This window comes from Mucilaginibacter sp. OK098 (assembly GCF_900142915.1).
In the GTDB taxonomy this organism is placed as follows: Bacteria; Bacteroidota; Bacteroidia; order Sphingobacteriales; family Sphingobacteriaceae; genus Mucilaginibacter.
Genome location: NZ_FRCM01000005.1, coordinates 169,184 through 193,460, shown reverse-complemented (window position 1 = coordinate 193,460; position 24,277 = coordinate 169,184). Strand labels below are relative to the sequence as shown.

General features: G+C 40.2%; 17 protein-coding genes. 11 read left to right on the top strand and 6 right to left on the bottom strand.

The features are described from left to right. Positions 1-103: 103 nt before the first annotated feature. Both BUE31_RS17545 and BUE31_RS31335 read left to right on the top strand, forming a co-directional pair. A complete protein-coding gene (locus tag BUE31_RS17545; RefSeq protein ID WP_143167166.1) occupies positions 104-880 on the top strand; it encodes a hypothetical protein in 777 nt (258 codons plus the stop codon). A gap of 120 nt (positions 881-1,000) precedes the next feature. Continuing rightward, positions 1,001-1,786 carry a hypothetical protein gene (locus BUE31_RS31335; RefSeq protein ID WP_073405142.1) on the top strand — a complete coding sequence of 262 codons (786 nt, stop codon included), beginning with the start codon at positions 1,001-1,003 and terminating at the stop codon, positions 1,784-1,786. Positions 1,787-1,919: 133 nt separating this feature from the next. On the opposite strand, the gene BUE31_RS17535 is transcribed toward BUE31_RS31335, so the two are convergent. The 3 genes from BUE31_RS17535 to BUE31_RS17525 form a co-directional block, all read right to left on the bottom strand. After that, a complete protein-coding gene (locus tag BUE31_RS17535) occupies positions 1,920-4,283 on the bottom strand; it encodes an ABC transporter permease (protein ID WP_073405141.1) in 2,364 nt (787 codons plus the stop codon). A gap of 166 nt (positions 4,284-4,449) precedes the next feature. Beyond that, complete coding sequence (locus BUE31_RS17530; protein ID WP_073405140.1) at positions 4,450-6,879, bottom strand: ABC transporter permease; 2,430 nt, start codon at positions 6,877-6,879, stop codon at positions 4,450-4,452. Positions 6,880-6,983: 104 nt separating this feature from the next. Next, on the bottom strand, positions 6,984-9,413 hold the full coding sequence (locus BUE31_RS17525; protein WP_073405139.1) for an ABC transporter permease: 2,430 nt from the start codon (positions 9,411-9,413) through the stop codon (positions 6,984-6,986). Positions 9,414-9,677: 264 nt separating this feature from the next. On the opposite strand from BUE31_RS17525, the gene BUE31_RS17520 reads away from it, so the two are divergent. Then, a complete protein-coding gene (locus tag BUE31_RS17520) occupies positions 9,678-10,586 on the top strand; it encodes a serine hydrolase (RefSeq protein WP_073405137.1) in 909 nt (302 codons plus the stop codon). Positions 10,587-10,645: 59 nt separating this feature from the next. Here BUE31_RS17520 and BUE31_RS17515 read toward each other — a convergent pair whose 3' ends face one another. Both BUE31_RS17515 and BUE31_RS17510 read right to left on the bottom strand, forming a co-directional pair. After that, on the bottom strand, positions 10,646-10,993 hold the full coding sequence (locus BUE31_RS17515) for an MmcQ/YjbR family DNA-binding protein (RefSeq protein ID WP_073405136.1): 348 nt from the start codon (positions 10,991-10,993) through the stop codon (positions 10,646-10,648). A gap of 4 nt (positions 10,994-10,997) precedes the next feature. Then, positions 10,998-12,128: an acyltransferase family protein gene (locus BUE31_RS17510; RefSeq protein WP_073405134.1), complete on the bottom strand. Its 1,131-nt coding sequence runs from the start codon at positions 12,126-12,128 to the stop codon at positions 10,998-11,000. A 124-nt stretch (positions 12,129-12,252) separates the two neighbouring features. Here BUE31_RS17510 and BUE31_RS17505 point away from each other — a divergent pair, with 124 nt between their 5' ends. From BUE31_RS17505 to BUE31_RS17485, 5 genes are all read left to right on the top strand, one after another. After that, positions 12,253-13,062: an alpha/beta fold hydrolase gene (locus tag BUE31_RS17505; protein WP_073405133.1), complete on the top strand. Its 810-nt coding sequence runs from the start codon at positions 12,253-12,255 to the stop codon at positions 13,060-13,062. 126 nt (positions 13,063-13,188) lie between these two features. Further along, positions 13,189-13,515: a YMGG-like glycine zipper-containing protein gene (locus BUE31_RS30565; RefSeq protein ID WP_083620067.1), complete on the top strand. Its 327-nt coding sequence runs from the start codon at positions 13,189-13,191 to the stop codon at positions 13,513-13,515. Between the two features lie 112 nt (positions 13,516-13,627). Beyond that, the gene (locus tag BUE31_RS17495) at positions 13,628-14,845 is read left to right on the top strand and encodes a BamA/TamA family outer membrane protein (RefSeq protein WP_073405132.1); all 1,218 of its coding nucleotides are present in this window, start codon (positions 13,628-13,630) and stop codon (positions 14,843-14,845) included. Between the two features lie 135 nt (positions 14,846-14,980). Further along, positions 14,981-15,337: a response regulator gene (locus BUE31_RS17490; RefSeq protein WP_073405131.1), complete on the top strand. Its 357-nt coding sequence runs from the start codon at positions 14,981-14,983 to the stop codon at positions 15,335-15,337. Between the two features lie 986 nt (positions 15,338-16,323). Then, on the top strand, positions 16,324-16,686 hold the full coding sequence (locus BUE31_RS17485; RefSeq protein ID WP_073405130.1) for a response regulator: 363 nt from the start codon (positions 16,324-16,326) through the stop codon (positions 16,684-16,686). Between the two features lie 174 nt (positions 16,687-16,860). Here the strand turns inward: BUE31_RS17485 and BUE31_RS17480 are convergent, their stop codons facing one another. Further along, positions 16,861-17,955 (bottom strand): DUF922 domain-containing protein, encoded by a 1,095-nt coding sequence (locus BUE31_RS17480; protein ID WP_073405129.1) that lies wholly within the window; start codon positions 17,953-17,955, stop codon positions 16,861-16,863. 262 nt (positions 17,956-18,217) lie between these two features. Here BUE31_RS17480 and BUE31_RS17475 point away from each other — a divergent pair, with 262 nt between their 5' ends. The 3 genes from BUE31_RS17475 to BUE31_RS17465 are packed head-to-tail and all read left to right on the top strand — an operon-like array spanning position 18,218 to position 24,274. Then, positions 18,218-21,322, top strand: coding sequence for a tetratricopeptide repeat protein (locus tag BUE31_RS17475; RefSeq protein WP_073405128.1), 3,105 nt, complete (start codon positions 18,218-18,220; stop codon positions 21,320-21,322). Between the two features lie 14 nt (positions 21,323-21,336). Continuing rightward, positions 21,337-23,172, top strand: a complete 1,836-nt coding sequence (locus BUE31_RS17470) for a porin family protein (protein WP_083620064.1) — start codon at positions 21,337-21,339, stop codon at positions 23,170-23,172. Positions 23,173-23,212: 40 nt separating this feature from the next. Beyond that, the gene (locus BUE31_RS17465; RefSeq protein ID WP_073405127.1) at positions 23,213-24,274 is read left to right on the top strand and encodes an HU domain-containing protein; all 1,062 of its coding nucleotides are present in this window, start codon (positions 23,213-23,215) and stop codon (positions 24,272-24,274) included. Positions 24,275-24,277 lie beyond the last annotated feature (3 nt).

Genomic DNA, 24,277 nt, shown 5'->3' with positions numbered 1-24,277 from the left:
ACTTTACTGACTTCCCCCAAATAATTCTTAAATTTGTTTGTAACATCCGGGCCAATCCCTGTATCTAAATATCATAAAAACAAAAAGCCAACCGGCAAAAACAATGATCAATAAAGCTGCGATTGCCGGCAAACCCTCAAAAAACATCATGAAAAAGATCTTTATAGCGCTTACAGGTTTAGTGTTGCTTGCTTCGGCATGTAACCAAAACCCACCACAGCAAAACAATGTAACTATTGAAAACAATACTACCGCCGGCTTTGACGTAAACAAGCTGGCCCAGTTTGTTAAAACCAGTACCGATCCGCAAACGCTGGAAAAGGCAATTAACAATCCTGCCAACCAGATCAACAACCTTGATTTGGATAAGGATGGCAATATTGATTACCTGAAAGTTCAGGAAAGCGACAATAATAAACTGAAGGTTATAGATGATGTAAGCACTTCAGAATCGGTAACGGTTGCCAGTATTAATGTTAGCCCTGACAACAATAGCAATACCGCCGATTTAAATATCCAGGGCAACCCTAGTTATGCGGGTTACAATAACTATTATCACTCATCATTCACATTTACTGATTTTTTATTGATGAGCTATCTACTGCGTCCGCATAGCTATTATATGCCGATGTATCATTATGGTTATTATCCATCTTACTATACCCGTACCCGAACTTATACCACTTTCAGGCCAACTACTTCGTCGGCTATGTCATCAAGAACAAGTACCCGGAGCAGCTTAAGCAATCCTTCAAGGTCGCAAAGGTCATTCGGTACACGCAGCTCACAGCCTGTGAGGAGCGGTGGATTTGGAAGCAGAAGCTCAAGCAGCAGGTCAGGCTTTGGTCGCAGCCGCGGCGGATTTGGCCGCAGGAGGTAATATTAACCAGGCAAAGCACTCAAATTTCGTTAAGCAGGCACATAATATTGTTCCTGCTCTTATTTAACTGAAAGATTTTTAAAGTCGCGGATTTTTTTACATCCGTTATAAACTATAGTTATGGCAATTGAATTAAGAAAAAATACTGTTTTATCAAACGATAATAAAAAGACATTTAAGGCCATCATCGTTTTAAATGAAATGATAAATGGCACCCACCAGTTCAGCAGCAATGCTTATGGCGATGATAGCGTGCTGCAGCCCTTATTTACCGACCTTGTTGCAAAAGGTTATGTAATTACCCGGGACTCAACCTACCAGGTTAGCTCAAAAGGCCGGGGTATATTTGATACCTTTATGAAGCGCTACACCGAATATTTGAAGGTTTATGACGTTTTCTCTTTTGTAGATCTTGAAAAAGGTGAGTTTGCTTTCGACAGGTATTTTGATTTTGATACAGATGATGCCTGGTTTGATTACACAAACGATGAACGGTTTGACGACCTGCGTATTGCCGTTGCCATGTTTAAAAAGACAGACCCGGCCGAAATTGTATTTATGTCGTTCATCAACGAAAACCGCTTTGATACGGCATCTGCTGGCTGGCAAAACGAGCTTGTTTCCGAAGATGCATGGCGCGAAATAGAAGAAATTTGCAATACCGCCATAAAACCCGATGAGGTTGGTGAAGATGCCATGGTTGATATGATAAACCAGGGATCGGAGCTGATGATCAGGCTGATGGAGGAAGAACAAAAACAAAATAACAATAATTCAAATTACGGCGGCGGCGGCACTACCACCACTACTACCGTTGTTGAGGAAGAAACAGTAGAATACTATCAACCCTATTACGATCCGTATTATATATCGCCGATATGGCTGGTGCCGCTGTTTTTGTGGTAGTCATTGGTCATTGGTCATTGGTCATTGGTCATTGGTCATTGGTCATAAACAGTCCTTCGGACTTTGGCATCATCAGTTAACAATTTCACTAATGACCAATGACAGCGTAGCTAAATGACCAATGACTTTCCTCCTACTCATTTTTCAAGCTTTTCACCGGGTTCGCAAGCCCTGCCCTAATTGCCTGCGTGCTTATGGTTAGCAGTGTAATAATTATTGCCACCACTGCCGAAATAATAAATACGCCCGGGCCAATGGTTATGCGGTAATCATACTTCATTAGCCATTTTTGTAAAAAATACAGGGCTACAGGTGATGCTATTATACAGCTGATGATCACCAGCAACACAAAATCCTTTGACAACAACATCCAAACCTGGGTTACGGTTGCACCCAAAACTTTTCGTACACCAATCTCTTTGGTACGTTGTTCAGCAACAAAAGCGGCCAGGCCAAACAAACCAAGGCATGATATGAATATAGCCAGGCAAGCAAATACACCGGAAAGCTTGCCAACAAGCACTTCTTCGCTGAATTTATGGTTATAATCCTGGTCAACAAAACTATACTGATAAGGATACGCCGGACTGTACCGGTTAACGATCTTTGAGAGTTTTTCGATTGCCTGGTGTGTGTTAATGTTTGGTGCTAAGCGATACATCATATAATCGCCATCTCCGTACTCAAACATAGTTGGGTCAGCAGCAATAAATGGCGAATTCATCAAAGCGTCTTTTACCACGCCAATTATCCTATATTGTTTTCCGTTCTTTTTCAGGATTTGGTTGATAGGCTCTTTTAAGCGAAGGCGCTTTACCGCGGCTTCATTTAAAACCACATTACCGGTGTCTGATTTTGCGTTTATAAAATCACGCCCCGCTTTAATTTGCATACCAAGCGTTTTAAAATATTCGCCGGTGTTTGCAATAACGCCCATTTCTACTGTTTCACCTGCATATTTACCCGGCCACTGATCAAGGTTCATATGCCCGCCTACCCCGGTTGCAGAGCTTGATGCCGACGTAACCGATGTAACTATGCCACTTTGCATTAAATCATTTTTAAGCGCCCGATAATTACGGATCAGATCGTCATTCATATTTGAGGTCATCAACCGGTTAACCTGATAACCAGTAGGACGGTCTTTAGCATATTGAATTTGCTTGTAGATAACCACCGTACTGATGATAAGAACGATAGAGCAGCTGAATTGGGTAACCACCAATACTTTACGGGAAATGGAAGCCGACTTGCCGACTTTGATGCTACCCTTTAAAACAGTCACCGGGTTAAATGACGACAGATAAAATGCCGGCCTGCTGCCCGCTAACAACGCCGTAATAAGCACACCAATCAGCATGATAAGCCAAAATGAGAGGTTAGTATAAGGAATCCCTAAAGTAGTTCCCGTAAGCGAATTAAATGCAGGTAATGCCAATTGAACAAACAACAGGGAAAACAAAAAGGAAATAAAGGTTATAACCGTCGACTCCGTAAGAAACTGGAAAATAAGATCTTTCCGTTGCGATCCGATGGCTTTTCTTACCCCTACTTCCCTGGCTCTTTTCTCAGAGCGGGCTGTGGAGAGGTTTATAAAGTTTATACAAGCTATCAACAATACCAATACGCCGGTTATACTGAAGATGCGTACATATTGAATAAATCCTTCAGTAGCTTGCCCATTTTTATAATCATACAAATGCCAGTCAAGCAATGGTTGCATAATTACATTGGAGTTCATGGCATTTACATTGCCAGTTTCGCCTTTTTCGATATTTTTTATTTTAGGTGCTACCTGTGCGTAGGAAATACCCGGCTTCAATTCTGCATATATTATAAATGCATTATCGCCAAAGCTGCTTGTACGGAGTGGCTTTACCCATTTTTGGGTAAGTTCCATATAGCTGAACGGGATCAAATAATCAAACTTCATACTCGAGTTAGCGGGCATGTCTTTTAATACAGCTGTAACCCTTAAATTATCATGATTATCAACCCGCACTATTTTATTTAATGCATTGGTATTCCCAAATAGTGCTTTAGCGGTTGATTCGGTGAGAATAATAGAAAAAGGATCTTTTAACGCGGTAGCGGCGTTTCCTTCAACTGTTGAATACCTGAACATCGTTAAAAAATCCCCTCCTACCTGTAAGCCGATCGGAAACAATTTGTTATCTCCAACCATCAGGCCATGAGGCGCTGATCCGTCACATTCAGCTACATGCTCAATTTCAGGAATATTACGCAGCGCACCCGCTAACATTAATGAGGTTGAGCTAAAGGTGAGCGTGTCGCCATTACTATTGAAGTTCCGCAATACCTGGTAAAGCCGCCCATTATCGGGAACAAATTTATCAAACGAATACTGGTAATTAACCCATAAAGCGATCAGCAAAGCAACCGCCATACCGGCGCCTAAACCTACAATGTTAAGTGCGCTGTAAACCTTGTTATTCAGAATGTTGCGCCAGGCTATTTTTAAATAATTCTTTATCATTTTATTTGGTCATTGGTCATTGGTCATTGGTCATTGGTCATTGGTCATTGGTCATTGGTCATTGGTCATTGGTCATTGGTCATTGACAGTCCTTCGGACTGTGGCATCATCAGTTAATTAACAATTTCACTAATGACTAATGACAGCGTAGTGAAATGACCAATGATTACTCACTTCTTAAAGCCCTGATCGGGTTAGCAATTGCTGCTTTTATTGATTGAAAGCTTACGGTTATTAAGGCAATCCCTATCGCAACTATCCCTGCACATGCAAAGATCCACCAGCTAATTGGTGCACGATAAGTAAAATCCTGCAGCCATTTGGTCATCGCCCACCAGGCAATTGGCGAGGCAATTATTATTGACAATACTACCAGCTTTACAAAATCAAAAGAAAGCAACCTGGTAATACTTTGCACACTTGCACCCAATACCTTACGGATCCCAATTTCTTTGCTCCGTTGTTCGGCCATAAAAGCGGCTAAAGCAAACAGGCCAAGGCAGGCAATAATTATTGCCAACACGGCAAAACTGGTAAATATGCGACCCATTCGCTGCACATCGTCATACATGCTGGCAAAGCGCTCATCCATAAATGTATAGCGTAAAGGCTGCGATGGCGATATATTTTTCCAGAGCGAGGTTATTTCGGCAATGGTGCTTCGTATGTTTCCACCGCTTATTTTTACCGAGACAATCGAATTACTAATGCCATACGAAAGGCAAAGCGCTTTAATGGGATCACGCAGCGATTCGAAATTAAAATCCCGGATCACTCCAATTATCCTTATTTCATCGGTTCCATGTGTAATTAATTTACCAACCGGGTCTTTAAGGTTAAGCTGCCTTGCCATGGTTTGGTTGATGATAACACCCTGGTTTTGCACATTGGCCGAAAAATTTGAGCCTGTCAGCAGTTTTATGCCGAATGTTTTAAAGTAACTATCGTCTACAAGCCAAAATTGTGTGTCTATGCCCGATTCAACTTTTGATTTCCCGGCATTAAACAGGGTGTTTCCGTTCCTTTTTGTGCCGGCAACCGGAAGGTAATCACTAACGGAAACACTTTTTATTGATGATAATTTAAGCAGGTCTTCTTTGAGTGTTTTCACTCCATTATCGCCAAGTGTATTAGTACCCTGCAGCATCAGTACCTGGTCTTTATTGTAACCGATGTCCTTATTAAGGATGTACTGCATCTGGTTGTAAATAACAAAGGTGCTGATGATAAGTATAATTGACGTGCTAAACTGAAAAACCACCAGGCCATTACGTAGTATTGAATTTTTGCTTCCGTTGCTGATTGAGCCTTTTAGTACGCTTGCAGGTTTAAACGACGAAAGATAAAAAGCCGGGTAGATGCCTGCCAGCACCCCAACTATCAATGTACTTGCCAGGATGATCAGTATAAATGAAAATGATTGCCATGGCATGGTTAATGTTTTTGATGCCAGCACATTAAAATATGGCAGTATTGCGCTGGCAATAAATAATCCTACCATAAATGAAAGCACGCTATACAGCATTGATTCGGCAAGAAACTGATTGATGAGGCCGAACCGTGTTGAACCAACCACCTTGCGCAGCCCAACTTCTTTAGCCCGGTTTGCTGATTTGGCAGTTGACAGATTAATAAAGTTAATACAAGCAATAGTCAAAATAAACCCTGCAATTGCCCCAAACAACCAGATAAAACGGATATCACCATGGGTTAAACCGTCCTGAATATCATAAGATCTTAAATGAATATCGCTGATTGACTGCAAGTGAAGGGAAGCTTTTTTTAGAAGTGTTTCCGCATTTTTATCTCCATTTTTCCGCATATCAGGCAGATAATAGTTATTTAGAATCACAGAGGTGAGCTTTTTTTCAAATTGAGGAATATTTGTTCCGGGCCGGATTAAAATATAGTTGGTATAATTATTATCACCCCAGTTACTTTGTTCACCTTTAAAAAATTCAAGTCCGCTAAGCGTAAGCAAAAAATCATATTGCAGGTGCGAGGTAGCAGAAGGATTTTGCATTACACCACCAATTGTGTATTGTTTGGTTTTATCGTTGTTAAGGATCATAACCTTACCAACAGGGTTCTGATTAGGGAAATATTTATCTGCTTTCCGCTTTGATATTACCATTGTATTTGGTTCGGCAAGTGCGTGAGTTCTGTCACCGTATATCATTGGTGTTTTATACATATTCAGTACCTGCTGATCAAGATAGGTAAAACCTTCTTCATGGCTATTTTCAACCATATCCGGGCGTCTTATCTCATTACTACCGGCGCCATAAAAAAGAGGATTAGCCATTAACCTACCGGATAGCTCTACCTCAGGAAAATCCGTTTTTAAAACATTACCCAATGGCGCAGGAAAAGAAACCCATTTCTGGAGTGTCCCATTATCGTTGAAATTACCTACAACCCGGTAAATACGGCTGGCATCAGGGTAACTTTGATCATAACTAAGCTCGTTTTTAATATACAGGCCTATTAAAATACAGGCGGCAATGCTTAATGCAAAGCCACCAATCTTTATGGCCCCATACATTTTTTGCTTATTCAACTGCCGCAAAGCGATTTTGAGATAGTTCTTTATCATGGTTGGTTCATTAGTTCAATGGTTCATTAGTTCATTGGTACCGCGTGGTCATACCCATTCTATAGCAAGTTCAACTAATCTCTGATCTCTAACCTCTAATTAACTTATTCCGTCTTAAGGCTTTTCACCGGGTTCATCAGGGCAGCTTTTATGGCCTGGAAGCTTACGGTAAACAGTGCTATAAACATGGCCAACAAACCGGCCAGGGCAAACATCCACCAGCTTAATGGGATGCGGTAGGCAAATGCCTGCAGCCACTTGCTCATGCCGTACCAGGCTATCGGCGTTGCAATAACAAACGACACGATAACCAGTATTAAAAAATCTTTTGATAACAGCTGAACGATCCCGGTTACACTTGAACCCAGCACTTTGCGGATGCCTATTTCCTTACTCCGCTGCTCGGCGCTAAACGCTGCCAAACCAAACAGGCCAAGGCATGAGATCAGGATAGCCACCAGGGTGAATGAATTGATGATCTGCGACAGCACAATTTCTTTTTCATATTGCTTTTGTACCTCGCTATCAAGAAACGAATATTCAAAAGGCACTGCCGGCATATCCTTTTTCCAGATCCCTCCTATTTTGCTTATCAAGGTTTTGTAATCCTTGCTGCTGGTTGATACCACCATGCAAGTAAGGTTCATTGGGTCTTTGTCATAAACCAGCATAAACGGACGCACATCGGCATGCAGTGAATTGTAATTAAAATCCTTCATCACCCCGGCAACAGTAACATACGATACGGGATTATTGCCAAATTGTGAATAGAGTTTTGCGCCCACGGCAGTTCGCTCATTCAGGTTAAGTCTTTTTGCAAGCGTTTGGTTGATGAGCACTTTGCCGGAGTCGCCCAGCATAAAGTCTCTGCCGGTTAAAAGCTTAATGCCGTTTGTTTTTATAAAATATTGGTCGCAGGCAATGTTTTGTGCATCAATAGCTGTTGCCATGTTGCCGCCTTCGGGGTAAACACCATGATCATGCATTACAAACTGGCTCAGGTAATTATCGGCGCTGGTAACATTTTTAACGTCAGCAATTTGTTTCAGGTCATTAGCAAGCGCGGGCATTTGCATTTGGGCATCGTTGGTATAAAAGTTAAACACCAGCTTTTGATTTGCATCAAACCCAAGGTCCTTTGCCTTAATATAATTGAGCTGGCTGTAAATAATGATGATGCCCGTTATCAGCACGATAGACAATACAAATTGGAATACTACCAGCGACCGCCGGATGCCTGTTGCCGATATTTTATTGCTAAAATTACCTTTTATAACCTTTATTGCTTCGAAAGCCGAAAGATAAAACGCCGGGTAACTGCCTGCAACCAAACCGGTAACCAGTACCAGGCTCCCCAGCATCAGCCAAAGCCTGTAATCGGCAAAAAAGGCAACGCGGATATCGGCCTGTGTAATATTATTCAGGTAAGGCAGTACAGCCCATAGTAATGGCAATGCGATAATTACACCTATAAATGACAACAGGAACGATTCGCCTAAAAACTGCCTGATCAGATCATACTTCCCGGCGCCTATCACCTTGCGCACACCAACTTCCTTCGCCCTTTTTGAGGCTCTTGCTGTTGAAAGGTTCATGAAGTTAATGCAGGCTATAACCTGTATCAATACCGCTATCAAAATCAGGATAAACAGGAACGATGGATCAGCAGTTTGGCTTGTTTCAATTTCATACCCGCCAGTGGTATGAATTGAAGTTATTGCCTGTAAGTGCAATTGTTTTTGCATGCCCAGCTTTTGCATTTCCTGGCCGGCATATTTATTCAGAAAGGCAGGCAGCTTTTTTTCGAGAGATTTAGGGTCGGTACCCTGGCGCAGTTTCACATAAGCAAACAGGAAGTTGTTACCCGCCCACTCGCTATTACTGGCAAATGACTTACCCATATTACCGCTTTTCATCGAAATAAACATATTGCCTTCCAGGTGCGACCGCCCAAGGCTTTGGTCAATAACACCGGTTATTTTATAGTCATGCTTGTCATAAGCATCATTAATGTTTACCAGCTTGCCCAGGGCGCTTTCATGTCCGAAGATCTTTTGAGCTGTTGATTTTGAGATCACAATATTATAGGGGTCATCCAGGGCATGGTTAGCATGTCCCTCAACAAAGTTGTAATTAAGGATGCTGAAAAAAGTCGAGTCCACGTAAAATGCCCCCGTTTCATAAAACGACTGCTCTTTATAGCGCAGCAAATGCTGCTTGGCGCCTAACATGTCGGTCTTTATTGCCCTTGTGTAATTTAGCACTTCAGGGAAATCGCGTTTCATGGCAGGTGAAATTGGAGGAGAAGATGCGCCACTGTGATGTTTATCGCCAGTCAGTGCCAAATCAGTAGTAATGCGATAAATGTCGCTTGCATTTTTATGCTGCTTATCATAGCTATACTGATCCTGCACATATAATAAAATGTACAGGCAACACAGCGTGCCTGCAGCCAGTCCGAAAATATTGATGAAGCTGAATGTTTTGTTTTTCAGCAGAAAGCGGAAGGCTGTTTTAAGATAGCTTTTTAACATGATGGTTGGTCATTAGTCATTGTTTCATTAGTCATTGGTGGTTGCAGGTATAATGCAATTCCCAAAAACAGATTTTAGTCTAAGAAAATGCCAAATATGTATTAAATTAATTATCAATAAGTTACGTTTAATTAATTGATTAATTTTGTCCGGTTTTGATACAGTGAATGTTCGGTTATGTTTGTATTTGTTTTGATAAAAATCCTAACATCCTGAAATCTTATAAATCTTAGTTTATATCTTAGATAAATAAACCCTCTCCATATGAAATACAGGCTTTTGTTATTATTGCTTATTATCGCCACGGCCACATTTGCCCAAACGGAAGCAAAGCTTACCGCCAAACTACAGGACGCAGTTAAGGGATTTAATGGCCGGGTGGGTATCTACGTACATAATTTAAAAACTGATAAAATAGCCGCTATAAACGCCGACACACTTTTCCCTACTGCCAGCATGATAAAAGTAAGCATTCAATGCGGCCTGATGGATAAAATTGAAAAGGGCGAAATGCAATACAACCAAAAGCTGGTTTACCGCGATTCGTTATTATATAAGGGCGAAGATATTTTAGGCTCGTTTAAAGATGGCGATACCATTGAGGTTAGCAAAGTGGCGCTGCTAATGATAACTATGAGCGATAACACCGCAAGTGTATGGCTGCAAAAGCTGGTTGGCGGCGATTATATTAATAACTGGCTCGATAAAAATGGTTTTAAGGTAATGCGGGTAAACTCCCACGTTCCGGGTCGTGAGGCTATCCGCGCTAAATATGGCTGGGGCGTTACAACACCTTATGAAATGTGCCGCTTATTTACCCTCATCCGCGATGGGAAAGCGGTTAGTCCGGGTGCCAGTGAGCGTATGTACCGCAATATGGGGCGCATTTTTTGGGACGATAAAGCTATCTCGCAGATCCCGCCTTATATCCAAACTGCATCAAAACAGGGCGCGCTGGATGAATCAAAATCAGAAACCATAATGGTAAATGCTCCGCATGGCGATTACGTATTCTCTATCATCACCAGTAATAATAAAGATCAGCGCTGGAAACCGGATAACGAAGCCTACCTGCTGATTAAAAAAGTATCAGCCCTGCTCTGGCATTATTTTGAACCGGAGAGCAAATGGAAACCTGCTGAAGGGGTTGATAAGTATATGCTTAATGAGTGATTAGGGGAGTCGGGAAAGTCAGTAAAGTCCGAAAGATAAATTTAGCCTAACCTAATGACTCAATGACCAATGACTTTTCTAACCTTCGCTGGTAATTTATCTGCAATCAACCTGTACGATTGTTTTAAATAGAACTCCCATTCCTGCCGGGTCAATCTGCTGATATCGTCAATATGTACCCATTTGTAGCGGGCAACATATTCCTGCGGTGAAAAGCCTTCTTTGCAAATGATCTCCTCAAAATCCTCGGCCAGTACTTTAAATGATGCTGAAACCGGCACACTATCTGGCGAGGTGAACAGAAATGATTTACCGCCCACATTAAAACACAGGTGCGAGCCAAGCTTTATATCTTCGGTTACCCCGGCAAACTGGGCGCAGAGGGTTTGAATGTCTTCTATGGTCATGTTTTTACCTGTTGAATACTTTATATTTCTTTATCAGCTTTACGCCAAAGGCCCGCAAAGGTATTTCAATAAAAATAAACATCAGATAGCTTATTGCAATTGCCAGTACCAGGGTTGATAAAAATATATATACCATGCTAAACGAATTATGGTAGGAGAACAAAGATGCCATTGTAAGCAGCAACGGCAAGTGTATCAGGTAGAAACTATAAGAAATATCGCCTAAAAAAGTAAAGATGCGATGCTCAAGAAATTTCGCAGTTTTTTGGCGGGCCAGTACAATTGTGATTATGAAAGCCGCCCCGATTGCGATTATATAATTGCTCCAGACAAATTTGTAGGGCCATGGCCAGCGAAGTATAGGCTGCAAAAATTCTAACGTGTTGTTATAAAAAAATAAAGCCAGTAATAAAAGTATCCCAATATAAAACCACGGCCAACAACTTACTTTAGCAACAATTTGATGCCTGTACCTGGCAAATAGTATCCCGAGGTGAAATATTGGTAAGGGCCAGTAATCCCCCCGACAGGAACAAGTGGTTGCCAGAATGAGAAATAGCAAGTTACAAGACAAGTTTTCTTTTGCAACTACTCTTATAAAAAACGGAAGGAACAGGGATATGTTCATTTCGATTATTAACGACCAGATCGGCGGATCAATAAAGGACTTTTTAAATTGAGGGCCTATCAGCAGGGCGGTTTTTAGTAGCTCATGAAAACTTTCCCTGTTCCATTGCCAGGTCCAAAAGCTTTGGAGCCACCCCGAAAAAGGAACCATCCCGCCCCTGTCAAATACAAATTGTTTTAATATTACCGAAAAGATGATCGCAAAGATCAGTGCCGGGTAGATCCTGAAAATACGCTTTAAATAAAACCTGGTGAGCTTTAGCGGCCTTTCGCCATCAATATAAGGAAGGCTGAGCACCATGCCACTCAAAAAGAAAAAAAACATCACTGCCGCATTGCCATTAAATAGTATAACTAAAGGAGTAGAATAAATTTTCGGGTATGATAATATAGTTGCTTTTACACCTAAAAAGTGGCCAAAAAAAACTGTTAAAGCGGCTATTCCCCGTAAGCTGTCTAATTGCCTGTACCTTTGAAGATTTGGGACACCGGGGATTATTTTTTCCATCTGTTAAAATTGCATACTAATAACCCTACACCCGCGTTGCAGGTTTGGTTGTTTAATAACCCCGTAGTATTTGGCTTTGTTACTATGTAAATATAAATTAGAAAACCAATACCTTTAAAGAGAAATGAAAAAACACATCGTTATATTAATCATAGTTAATGCATTGCTGCTATTCAGCACCCGGTTATTTGCTCAATCTGCTGCTGAAGGTAATTATTATACTTCATTCGATAGTACAAAGATCTATTATGAAGTAAAAGGTGATGGTTACCCGGTTATATTGATTCATGGTTTTTCGGGCACCGGGCAGGGCTGGAAAAACTGCGCCGTTTATAATGATCTGTTGAGTGCAGGATATAAGGTTATCCTGATTGATCAGCGGGGTAACGGGCGATCAGACAAACCGCATACCGATGCAGGCTATTCAAATGATGCCGAGGCAAAAGATATTATGGGCCTTATCACCTATCTTAAATTAAAAAATTACGATGCTGTAGGTTACTCGCGCGGTTCTATCATTGCTTCGCGGCTTTTAGTTTTGGATAAACGCCTGCACAAAGTGGTAATGGGCGGCATGGGTGATGCTTATACCAATCCGGAGTGGCCCCGCAGGATCCACGCCTATAAGGCTTTAATGGGGGATACTACGCTACATGATGTTGACGATATGGTTAAATATATCCGTTCGCAGCATTTTGATGAGCTGGCACTCGCCTATCAACAAAAATGGCAGCCATCAACCAGCAAAAAAGAGCTGGCTGCCGTGCGTAAGCCTGTATTAATTATTCGCGGCAGCGATGACAAAGAAAACGGTTCAGAAATTGGTTTAAATAAGCTTATAACCCACTCAGGTCTAAACTATGTTCCTGGAAATCATAATACCGCTATCAGGAACACTGAATTTTCTGAAGCGGTAACCAGCTTTTTGAAATAAGGTTGAGAGACAAGAAATCATGATTAACCATAAAATACTATCATTTTTCTCTTGCCTCTTATTTCTAATATTCCTGCCTCTGCCTATATGGCTTATTATTTGCATTAACACGGCAAATATATACCCATGAAAAAGTTAATCATATATTCAACCGTGGTAATCGCATTGCTAATTAGCACATCACATTTTGTTCAGGCGCAGGATCAACCACATAAAAAAATAAGCCAGCAAGGTAAAGGAGCAATAATAGGTGGTGCAGGGGGCGCTGTAGCCGGTGGCTTAATTGGACATGGTGTAAAAGGCGCTCTTATTGGCGGTGCTATAGGCGCCGGTGGCGGATATGTTATTGGCAACGAAGCCAGGAGACGCGATGAAAAACGCAGGCGTGCTTACTGGCGTGCACACCACAAGCATCATTACCACCACCATACTTATGCAACAGCACAGCACTAATTATGGTTAGCTAACAATGCTAAAACGTATATATTTTAGTACATTTTAGCATTGTAAATATTGCGTCCTATTGATACCTAAACAAAAAACCAAATTTTTTCTTTAAAGAACAATGAATAAACTAATATTATTAATAGTTTGCTATTTATCGCCTTGCTTGCTACTGGCGCAAACACCAACTGATACCGCTAACGTCAAAGTTGATACTACCGGCCAAAGAGATCTTATTGATATTGGCTCAGGAATTTTAAAGTTGAAAAAGAGGCCGTACAATCCAGACAAAAAACAAATATATTTTTCAATTCTACCAATTTCAACATCAGTACCCGGTGGTAGCGCGGTCCTGGTAACTTCAACAACAGCCGGCTTTTACCTGGGCAACCGCAAAACCACCTACTTATCAAGCGTAACTTTTGCACCCTACTTTAACTTTAAAGGCAGGTATGGCCTGCCGTTACATTCAAGTATATGGTCGCCTGATAATACGTACAATGTACAGGGCGATACCCGCTTTCTAGTTTACCCGCAATATACCTGGGGGCTGGGCGGCAAACGAGCAGAAGCTGATAAAATTTTGGTGAATTTTAATTATATCCGCTTTTACCAAAGCGTACTTAAGCGGATAAAACCTTATTTTTATGTAGGAGTAGGTTATAACCTTGATTATTACTTTAGTGTTAACACTAATAATAGCAACCCGTACACTACCTTAAAAGATTTTACAGGATATCAATATGGTACAACTGAAGGAAATTCCTTTTCGTCGGGGCTTACCTTAAATGCTGTATATGATACAAGGCAAAATTCCATTAATCCTATTCCGGGAATATATGCCAGCTTTATTTACAGGCACAATGCGGGGTTTATGGGAAGCGACAATAACGCACAATCATTATATCTCGATTTTCGTAAATACATAGCTTTAGGTAAAAGCGGTAAAAAGAAAAATGTGCTTGCTATGTGGAGTTATTACTGGACTACTATTTCAGACGGTACCCCTTTTCTAAGCTTACCCGGCATAGGAAATGACCCCTATCAGCGATCAGGACGCGGGATTGAGCAAAATCGTTATAGGGGAGAAAATTTGCTATATTTTGAGGCGGAATATCGCCGTGATCTTACTGAAAACGGGCTGTTTGGTTTTGTGATATTTACAAACTTTAATAGCGCCAGCGAACCGAATACACATCGTTTTGCCTATATCAACCCTGCTGCCGGCGGGGGCCTGCGTATAAAATTCAATAAAAGGTCTGATACTAATGTTGCCATTGATTATGGTTTCAGCAAAGGTTATAATGGCCTGATAATTGGGTTGGGAGAAGCTTTTTAAGTAAAAATTTTAATATTATAGTAATATATTAATTATTAATACAAAATTAGCTTACATTTACTCAAGTAAGTTTTTAGCCCTATCTTTAGTTTTTTATAAACGTCCATACTTTTTTGTTTTTAATTTTGACGTTGCATGGCAAAACGTATTTTAGTATTGGATGATAACCAGGACATCCTGGATATAGTGCATGAAACACTAACATACGCAGATTTTGATGTACAAAGCACCTCGCGAAGCGATACAGTTATTTCTTTAGCTGAAACATTTGTACCCGACCTGGTTATATTGGATTATCGTGTTGCCGGTGTAAACGGCGGCGAATTATGCATGCAAATTAAATCGCACCCACGCTTTAAAAACACCCCTGTAATTATCTATTCAGCTTATATAAATAATAACAGCGAGCTGTTAGCTTATGGCTGTGATGCAATTATCAACAAACCGTTTGACTTAACTGAACTGGTAGAAAAAGTTAACAGTTTATTATAATTAAAAACACTCTTTATTTCTAATATTACATACTATTATTTTTTAAAATGTATTGTTTAGCCTGTAACGTTTTTGTTGCTTACTAACTAAATAATACCCCTAACAATACTTCAATATGGTATCGTCAAATAACTATAGTAAGCCTGTTCGTAGCGAAAAGAGAGCCCACCATTGCCCAAAATGTAAAGCAATTCTAACCGATAGAATTGGCAGAAGCACCCTGGTTAAAACCTTTTTATTTTGGCTTCCCTTAAAAAGCTACTTCTGTTATTCCTGCAAAAGCAAACGCTATTTTTTAATCAGATAATGATCCATTTTTTGAGATGCTTTCATCAGCCATACCTGGTTAAATAATTTAAAAAATATCCGAAAAAAATTTTATTTTTAATCGGTATTTAAGATTTAAAGTTTTGGCTAAAAAAAAATTCAGGCCGGAAAATTATGATTGTCCGAAATGTGGCGCCCCTTTTCATTTCCAGGTACACAGGAGTTGGTTTATGAAAAGGTTGTCTTATTTTTTCCCCTTAAAAAAACTCTTCTGTGCTAAATGCAAAAAATCCGCATATGTGTCTGTAAAAAAGGAACCTATCGCGGTATAGCTTTTCAATTAGTGTACCGCAGCTTATTTCTTCTTTTTTTTATTATTGTTTCAACAACATTCTTTTAAATATGTCCTTTTTTTGAACAAAAGTTTAGAAATGTGAACATAAACACCAAACTATATCATTAAACAACTATATATTAACCTATTAGATATATATTAAATTACTTAGTTATAAACAGTTGTATGCAATAAATAAAGGTCTTTTATAGACGATTGCTCATAAGCCTTTATAATGTTAATAAAATTCAGATCTGAATATGAAAAAGATGGTATAGTAATTGTACTTAATACAATTAACATTGTATTTACTGTTAATAAATATTTAACAGACATGAAATATTAATGCTTAATATGATTTAAACTGTTTACTAATAAATTTGAGATGCGTAGGATATTAGCGGTGGATGACGACAAGGATATATTGGATATATTACAATATATTCTTGAAGATTCGGGGTACGAGGTAGAGACACTTTCTGACGGACATTTTCTTTTTGAGAAGATCAAGGCGAATATGCCTGATTTAATTTTGCTTGATATAATGCTGGGCAATATGGATGGCCGTGATCTTTGCAAAGCTGTTAAAGCCAAAGTTGAAACTCATGACATACCCGTTATATTAATATCAGCCAGCCATAATGTTGCCGGATCAATGAATCAAAAAGGCGCTCCAGATGCTTTTATTGCAAAACCATTTGATATTGACGATCTGCTTTCGGCCATAAAAGGGCAATTAGCCGCGTAGGGAAGTTTGCAGTTGTTAGTTTACAGTTGGCAGCAAAAAACTAAATAAAAACCCTTATATTGTAAGTCCATTACAAAAACTGCCTACTGCCTACTGCCTACTGCCTACTGCCTAATGACTACTGCCTAATGACTAATGACTAATGCCTAATGCCTAATGACTAATGACTAATGACTAATGACTAATGCCCAACTCTATCAGTTCCTTATCTATCTTTTCATTCCACTTTTGCTGTTCTGTCGTATTGGTACCGTGATGGGTTTCATCATCATATTGCTTTTGCAGGCTATTCATTTCGCGGTAAGCATCCAGGTATTCTTCATTTATTGGGCCGTCATAATTATTTGTCGACAAGCTTCTCGCTTTAATCTTCTGCTTAAAGTGTTCCGCAGCTATTTTTACAATATCAAAGTGCCGCTGTTCGTGATTTAAAGTATAATCATTTTTGCTGCCTTCCTTTGCCCAGCTTGCACTTTTTGGTAAACAGGCTTTAACAGCAATACGCAGGTTAATTATTCCTTTAATAATTTCGACATGTTCATCATAGCCCAGGGTTGGAAACACCTCTGCCTCATATTTACTGTTTGGTATTTTCGACTGAAAATCAGCCCAGGCTAAAGGCCGTTTAACGGTATAGTAAATACTGTCGCCTTCGGGCTTTTCACTGTAATCTGTAAATGTAACTTTAACGCTGCGGGCTAACTTAATATTGGTTTCTGCCTGTTGGTTCACCCAGGTGTTTATATATAACAAGCCATTTAAAAATACATGGCGCAATGTTGGTTCTATGTCGCGGTTCTGTCCGGCATTTCTGTTATAAACCGCATTGCCATTATAATCTCCAAGGTATTGCATCTCATCCTCTCCCATATCAAGGGCGAAAGAAAACATTACATTTATACGCCCTTCAATCATGTTCCCTGCCAGGATTGTTTCTCTTACACTTATCTTTTTCAGGCTGATAATTAACGGGCGTAATTTAGTATTTCGCGGCACGTTATTGCTAATAAACTGCTTTATAGCAGGCAAAGCTCCCCCTTGCAAGTCAACGGGGTAGGTTTTGGGTTGTACACCTTTTACATTTTTGGTCGGAAAAAGTAATGCAACCGGATTTTTGTCTGTACGCTGATCAATTACTTTAGCTATATAAAACTCTTTAGGTGTTACCGGCAACCGCTCATCAACCAAAACAATACTATCAATTTGTTGTGGCGAAGATTGAAAGCTTGAAAATATAACGATGATAAATAATAATATAGATTTAATCATTGTTAACAATAACGTGGTGCCGGTCAGGGTATTACACCCAGCTTAAATACAAATTACATAAATCTCAAAAAAGTCTTTATAATTTTTTTGATCTGCTCAAAATAACAAAGGTGTTTCTTAACATCCCACAAAGTTTTCCACACCTATACCATGCAATATTTTCTATCCGTTTAAAAAACAATGTTCTCCACACAGTGTGAATTACTATTGTGGAATACCTTTTGGGGTTTCGCTATTTTCGCAAATCGTTAGTTTGCTCCTTATGATAAAACTTAAATACATCTCTTTTCTTGTACCTATATTTTTTGTTTTAACGACACGCGCCCAGCAAAACCAATCGTTTGATGTTTACCGTACCTATCATGCGGCTACTGAACTGTTTGGTAAAGGTAAGTATGTTGCGGCGGCCGAACAATTTCGGCTGGTTGAAACTTCAAGAGTTAAAACAAGCACACAGCCTAAGTTTGAATCTGAATTATCTTTAATAAAAGAAAACTCGCAATATTACGAGGCGTTATGCGCCCTTGAGTTGGGGAACGATGATGCAGAAAGCATGTTCCTGCGTTTTATAAAAGAACATCCCGAAAATCCATTAACAAAACTGGCTTACTTCCAGATAGGACGATCATATTCAAGGCAGGAAAAATATACCGATGCCTTGCGCTGGTTTGACAAAGTGCAGGCGGATGAATTAAGCGGAAGGCAAAATACAGAGTACAAATTCCGTAAAGGCTATGCCTATTTTGCTACCAACGATTATAAAAGTGCTCAGCAACTTTTTAGTGAAGTAAAAAACACGCATTCACCATTTACTGACGATGCTGTTTATTACTTTGCTTATATAGCCTATTTGAATAAAGATTATCATTTAGCGCTGGTGAATTTTGAACGGCTTAAAAACTCAAAAAAATATGAGAACAGCTATCCCTATTATATAACAGCCGTCTATTTTTTAGATAAGCGTTATGACGATGTGCTTAGCTATGCAGTGCCGATCATCAAAAACACCCATCAGCAGCACGAAACTGAAATGCTGCGCATAATTGCAGCATCATATTTTGCTAAGGCCGATTATGATAATGCAGCCAGGTATTACGGGCGTTTCGAAGATGAAGACCAGGGCCATACCCAAAATACGCAGGACAGTTACCAGATGGGCTACACCTATTTTAAGGTAGGCAATTTTGGAAAAGCGGCAAGCGAGCTTGAAAAATTGCAACAGCAAAATGACGTTTTTAGTCAGAACGGTAATTATACTTTAGGGAATGTTTTCCTAAAAATGAATAATAAGCAAAGTGCACGCAGCGCCTTTTTTGCGGCATCAAGACTTAATTTTGATAAACAATTGCAGGAGGACGCGCTGTACGAATATGCTAAACTATCATACGAGCTTGATTTTAACACCCAGGCGCTTGATGCTACCAGGCTATATTTAAAAAACTATCCTAACTCAACCCGCAATAACGAAGTTAAAACATTGCTGGGCGAAGAGCTGCTTAACTCACATAACTATAAAGAGGCTGTTGAAATACTGGAGCCTATCCCCAATAAATCTGCCAGCGCACAGGCTGCTTACCAAAAAGTCACCTATTACCGAGGTCTTGAGTTTTATAACGAACGTGCCTTTGAAAATGCTATTGGCATTTTTCTGCGTTCATTAAAAAACCCGGTTGACAATAAAATTGAAGTGATGACCACTTACTGGATGGCCGAGGCCATGTACGAGGTAAGGAAGTATGGTGAATCGGTTGATAATTTTGAAAAATTCCTTGCTTTTGACGGAGCCAGCGAAACCGGTGTATACAATTATGCTAACTATGCATTGGCCTATGCTGCCTTTGGCGATGAGCAGTATAAAAAGGCAGCTACTTATTTTCAAAAGTTTTTGCAAGGTGAAGAAAAAGACCCCAATACAACAAATGATGCTGTGACCCGCCTGGGCGACAGCTATTTTGTAATGAAAAACTATGGCCGGGCACTTGAATATTATAACCGGATAATTGAAAAGCATAGCCCCGGTCAGGATTACGCCTTGTTTCAGCGCGGTATGATCCAGGGTTTACAGAATGCCCCGGATACAAAGATTAGTACACTTACTGATTTGCTTAACACCTACCCCAATTCTGATTACGCTGATGATGCATCGTTTGAAATTGCTTATACCTACTTTTTAAAGAATGAAGGCGACAAGGCGAAAAGCGATCTGCAGGCAATGGTAAAAAAATATCCAACCAGCAGCTACGTGTCGCGTGCGATAGTAACTATCGGGCTTATTGATTACAATGCGGGTAATGATTCGCTGGCGGTGGAGTCGTTTAAAACGGTTATAAAGGATTATTCATCAACCGATGAGGCCAAGCTGGCACTTAAACAGGTTGAGAAGATCTATACGGATAAAGGCGATGCACAAACCTTTATCAATTATGCAGCAACAACACCTATCGCTAATTATACAGCGGCTGACCAGGAAAGCATCATGATAACTGCGGCTAACAACTTGTACGTAAAGGGCGACTGGCAGGGAACGGTTGGGGCTGTAAATGCTTATTATGATAAATTTAAAAACAAGCCGATCTATGAAAAACAGGCAAGATTTATCCGGGCACAAAGCCTGGTAAACCTGAAGAGGCTTGATGAGGCTGTTGTTGACTATAATGTAATATTGAACGACTGGACTAGCCCTTATACAGAGCAGTCGTTAATAAGCATGGCAAAACTGTACATGAATCAGAAGAAATATAACGAGGCTATCCCTTATCTTAAAAAGCTGGAAACGAACTCGGAGTATAAAGCTGATTACACCTGGGCCATAAATAACCTATTGGTTTGCTATGCGCAGATGGAAATGCCTGACGATGCGCTAAACTATGTTAAGCTGATACGCGGCAATGAAAAAACCGCCCAGGAGGATAAATTTAAAACAGGCCTTTACGCTGGTCAGGCCTACCTGCAAAAAGGGGATACTACCAAAGCAATAACTGAGTTTAACTATACACTTACCAATACCAAAACTGTTGCAGCAGCCGAAGCAAAATACAATATTGCCGAAATTGAGTTTGAAAAAGGAAAGTATAAGGCATCGCAAAAAACCTGCTTCGAGTTGGTAAAGGACCTTCCTAATTATGATTACTGGGTAACCAAAACCTTTATTTTACTCGCCGATAATTATGAAGCGCTAAAAGACAATTTCCAGGCTAAGGCAACGCTGCAAAGTGTTATTGATAACTACAAAGGCGATGATGACATATTGCCAACGGCTAAACAAAAGCTGGATCAGCTCTCGGGTGGAAAAGCTGATCAGAAACCAGACGAAAAGAAACCAGAGGAAAAGAAACCAGAGGAAAAGAAACAGGATAACAAAGAATAAAAATGAGACAAGCAATGAAATTTAAATATATATACACGCTGCTTACCTTAATAATAGCTTTATACTTTGTTCCTGCACACGCACAAACAAAGCACAAGGCTAAAAAACCGGCAGCAAAAACAGTTGCAAAGACCAAACCGGCTGTGAAAAAAGCTGCCAAACCTACAACGCCTGCACAAAAAATTGCTTCAGGCCTGGGTGATGCCGCTACTAAGGCTACGGTTGATACTACCAAAAAAGGAGGCAAAGGCAATGATGCGCTCGAAGGTAATTTATCGCAGGAAATTGTGGTTACCACGGCTTACAAGCCCGTATTGGCTGATGCGGTAAAGATCCGTCGTAACCCCGACCTGGAGGATAAAACGCCGTTTAAAGCACCTTTAATATACATCCCCATTGATAAAAGACTGGAGCTTAACACCAGCATTAAGCCCCTTGATGCCATGAAAAGGCCCGCTGAGCAAGACTCGGTGCCAACAAATAACTATGTAAAAGCCGGGTTGGGAAGTTTAAAAACCACCTATGGCGAAGCTTATTTTGCCAATGGCCGCGACGAGGCTTTGCAAGTTGGCGGATGGCTTAAACATTTTGCACAAAACGGCACTATGTACAAACAAAATTCGGCTAAAGAAGAGGTTGGCGTATTTGGTAAAAGCGTTGGTGAAGAGAATAACATAAGCGGCCGCATTACCTATAATTACAACAGCAATTATTTTTATGGATTTGATAAGTATAATGCGCCTGCTATTTTACAGGTTAATAAGCAACATTTCAGCACCATAGGTGCCGAAGGCGAGCTTGCAAAAAACTATAAGGATGTTGAAAATGACTTTACCTATGCCCTAAAGTTAAAGGGATATGCATTTAGCAATGCGTTTAAGGCAAGGGAAAATAACCTGGTGCTTTCAGGCTTCCTCAATCAAACTATAAAGCAATTTTATGCAGGCCTGGCTGCCTCGCTTGACCTGAGCACGCAAAAGGATAGCCTTTATGATCATAACAATAGCCTCATCAGGCTTAATCCTTACATAAAATTCCAGGGTGATAATTATAAAATTGATGCAGGTGTAAATATTGTTGACCAGTTTGGTTACAAATCCGCCTTTTATATTTTTCCGGCTGCAAGGGCCGAGCTCCAGGTTATCCCCAAATATGTACGCATATTTGTTGAGGCCAAAGGAGATGTGAACAAATCATCTATGCGTGATTTTGCGATGATCAACCCTTTCCTCGGCCAAAACATTGACTTAAGAAACTCTATCGACCAGCTTGATATTGCTGCAGGGGTAAAAGGCACCATTGCACCCGGCCTTGGTTTTAAAGCCACCATTTTCCGTAACGAGGTTAAAAATATGCCGCTGTTTGTGAACGATTTTGATTTTTCAAAAGGATACAACAGGTTTAAGGTTATTTATGATGAAGGCAAATCGCGTGTAAGCGGGTTTACAGGTGAATTGGATTACAAGATCTCGGAAGATGTAGACATTTTTGGCAGGGTTGAATTTAAAGATTACCAGATGGCAACTGTGAGCGAACCCTGGAACCTGCCTAAATTTTTGTTTAAAGGTGGCACCGTATTTAATATTAATGATAAGATCACCGTATCAGGCACCTTGCTGATCCGTGGCTCGGCACTGGATCCGCATCTGATTCAAACATCGGCCACAACAACCGGCCAGGCATCAATTGCATCATTTGCAGATTTGAGCGGTGCGGTTGATTATAAGGCAACCAGCAGATTTTCGGTTTTTGTACATGTGAATAATATTTTAAACAGTACCAGCCAAACATGGGTATACTATCCTGATTACGGATTTAATATATTTGGCGGCGTTGGATATAGTTTTTAAGCTTTTTTGATATTTTATAATAAACCGTACTTTTAGCGAAATGAATTTAGCCGACTATTTAAGCGAATTATTAGGACAGTACGAGGAAGTAAGCGTACCTGGCCTTGGCTACTTTGTGCGCGAACGTGTAAACGGGTATTATAATGATAACGAAGCCAGGTTTTATCCGCCCCACCATAAGGTAAAATTTGTGCCACAGCCTAAAGATGATGATGATACTTTTACTCAATATGTTGCCGATAAAAAAAATATATCGCTGGCATCATCCAAATACTTTGCCGAAAAATTCGTTAGCAAATTAAGAGAGGAAGCATCAACAGGAAAATACCTTTTTGCCGACCTTGGCTTATTTTATACTGATAAGGACCAACTTGTTTTTAAGCCAAACGATAAAATAGCTGATGACCCTGCATTTTATGGTTATCCACCGATAAACATTTATAAACAGGGGCAATCGCTAAACGATCAGTATTCAAAACCGTCATTTACCGACCCTGGCCCGGCTCCTGTGTTAATTACTAAGCCCATGCCGGCGCAGGCCAATGAGAATGACCAATATTTTGAAGAAGAAACCGAGCGTAAAAAACCGATAAATATCTGGCTTATTATATTAATTGCGGTAAGTGTGATTGCATTGGCAATATTTGGAGTGTATAAGTTTTACCCCGGAGCATTTGATAAGCTGGGCGCAACATATAACCGTATAACAGGTAAAAAAGACACCGTTGTACCCGTTTACAGACGTGAGGTAAAAGCCGATTCTGTTAAAAAAGCTATACCCGCCCCAGTTAAAGATACTGCCATAAAAACAGTTCCGCCTGCTACCAACCCGGTTGTTACAACTGCTGCAGATACTACTAAGCATACCCGCTATGAAATAATCGTCAGCAATTTCAGACAGATAAATTATGCCAACACCGAAGTTCAACGTTTAAAGGCCAGGGGTGTTGACGCAAAAATAGTTACCGATGCACCCGGGCCCCGTTTAAAAATTTCTGTGGGGACATTCCCAACGGAAATTGATGCAGATGGAGCAATGAAGGTTCTGGAAAAAGCCGGGAAGATCAATAAAAAATCATATATACTAGCAATAAACCCTTAAAGG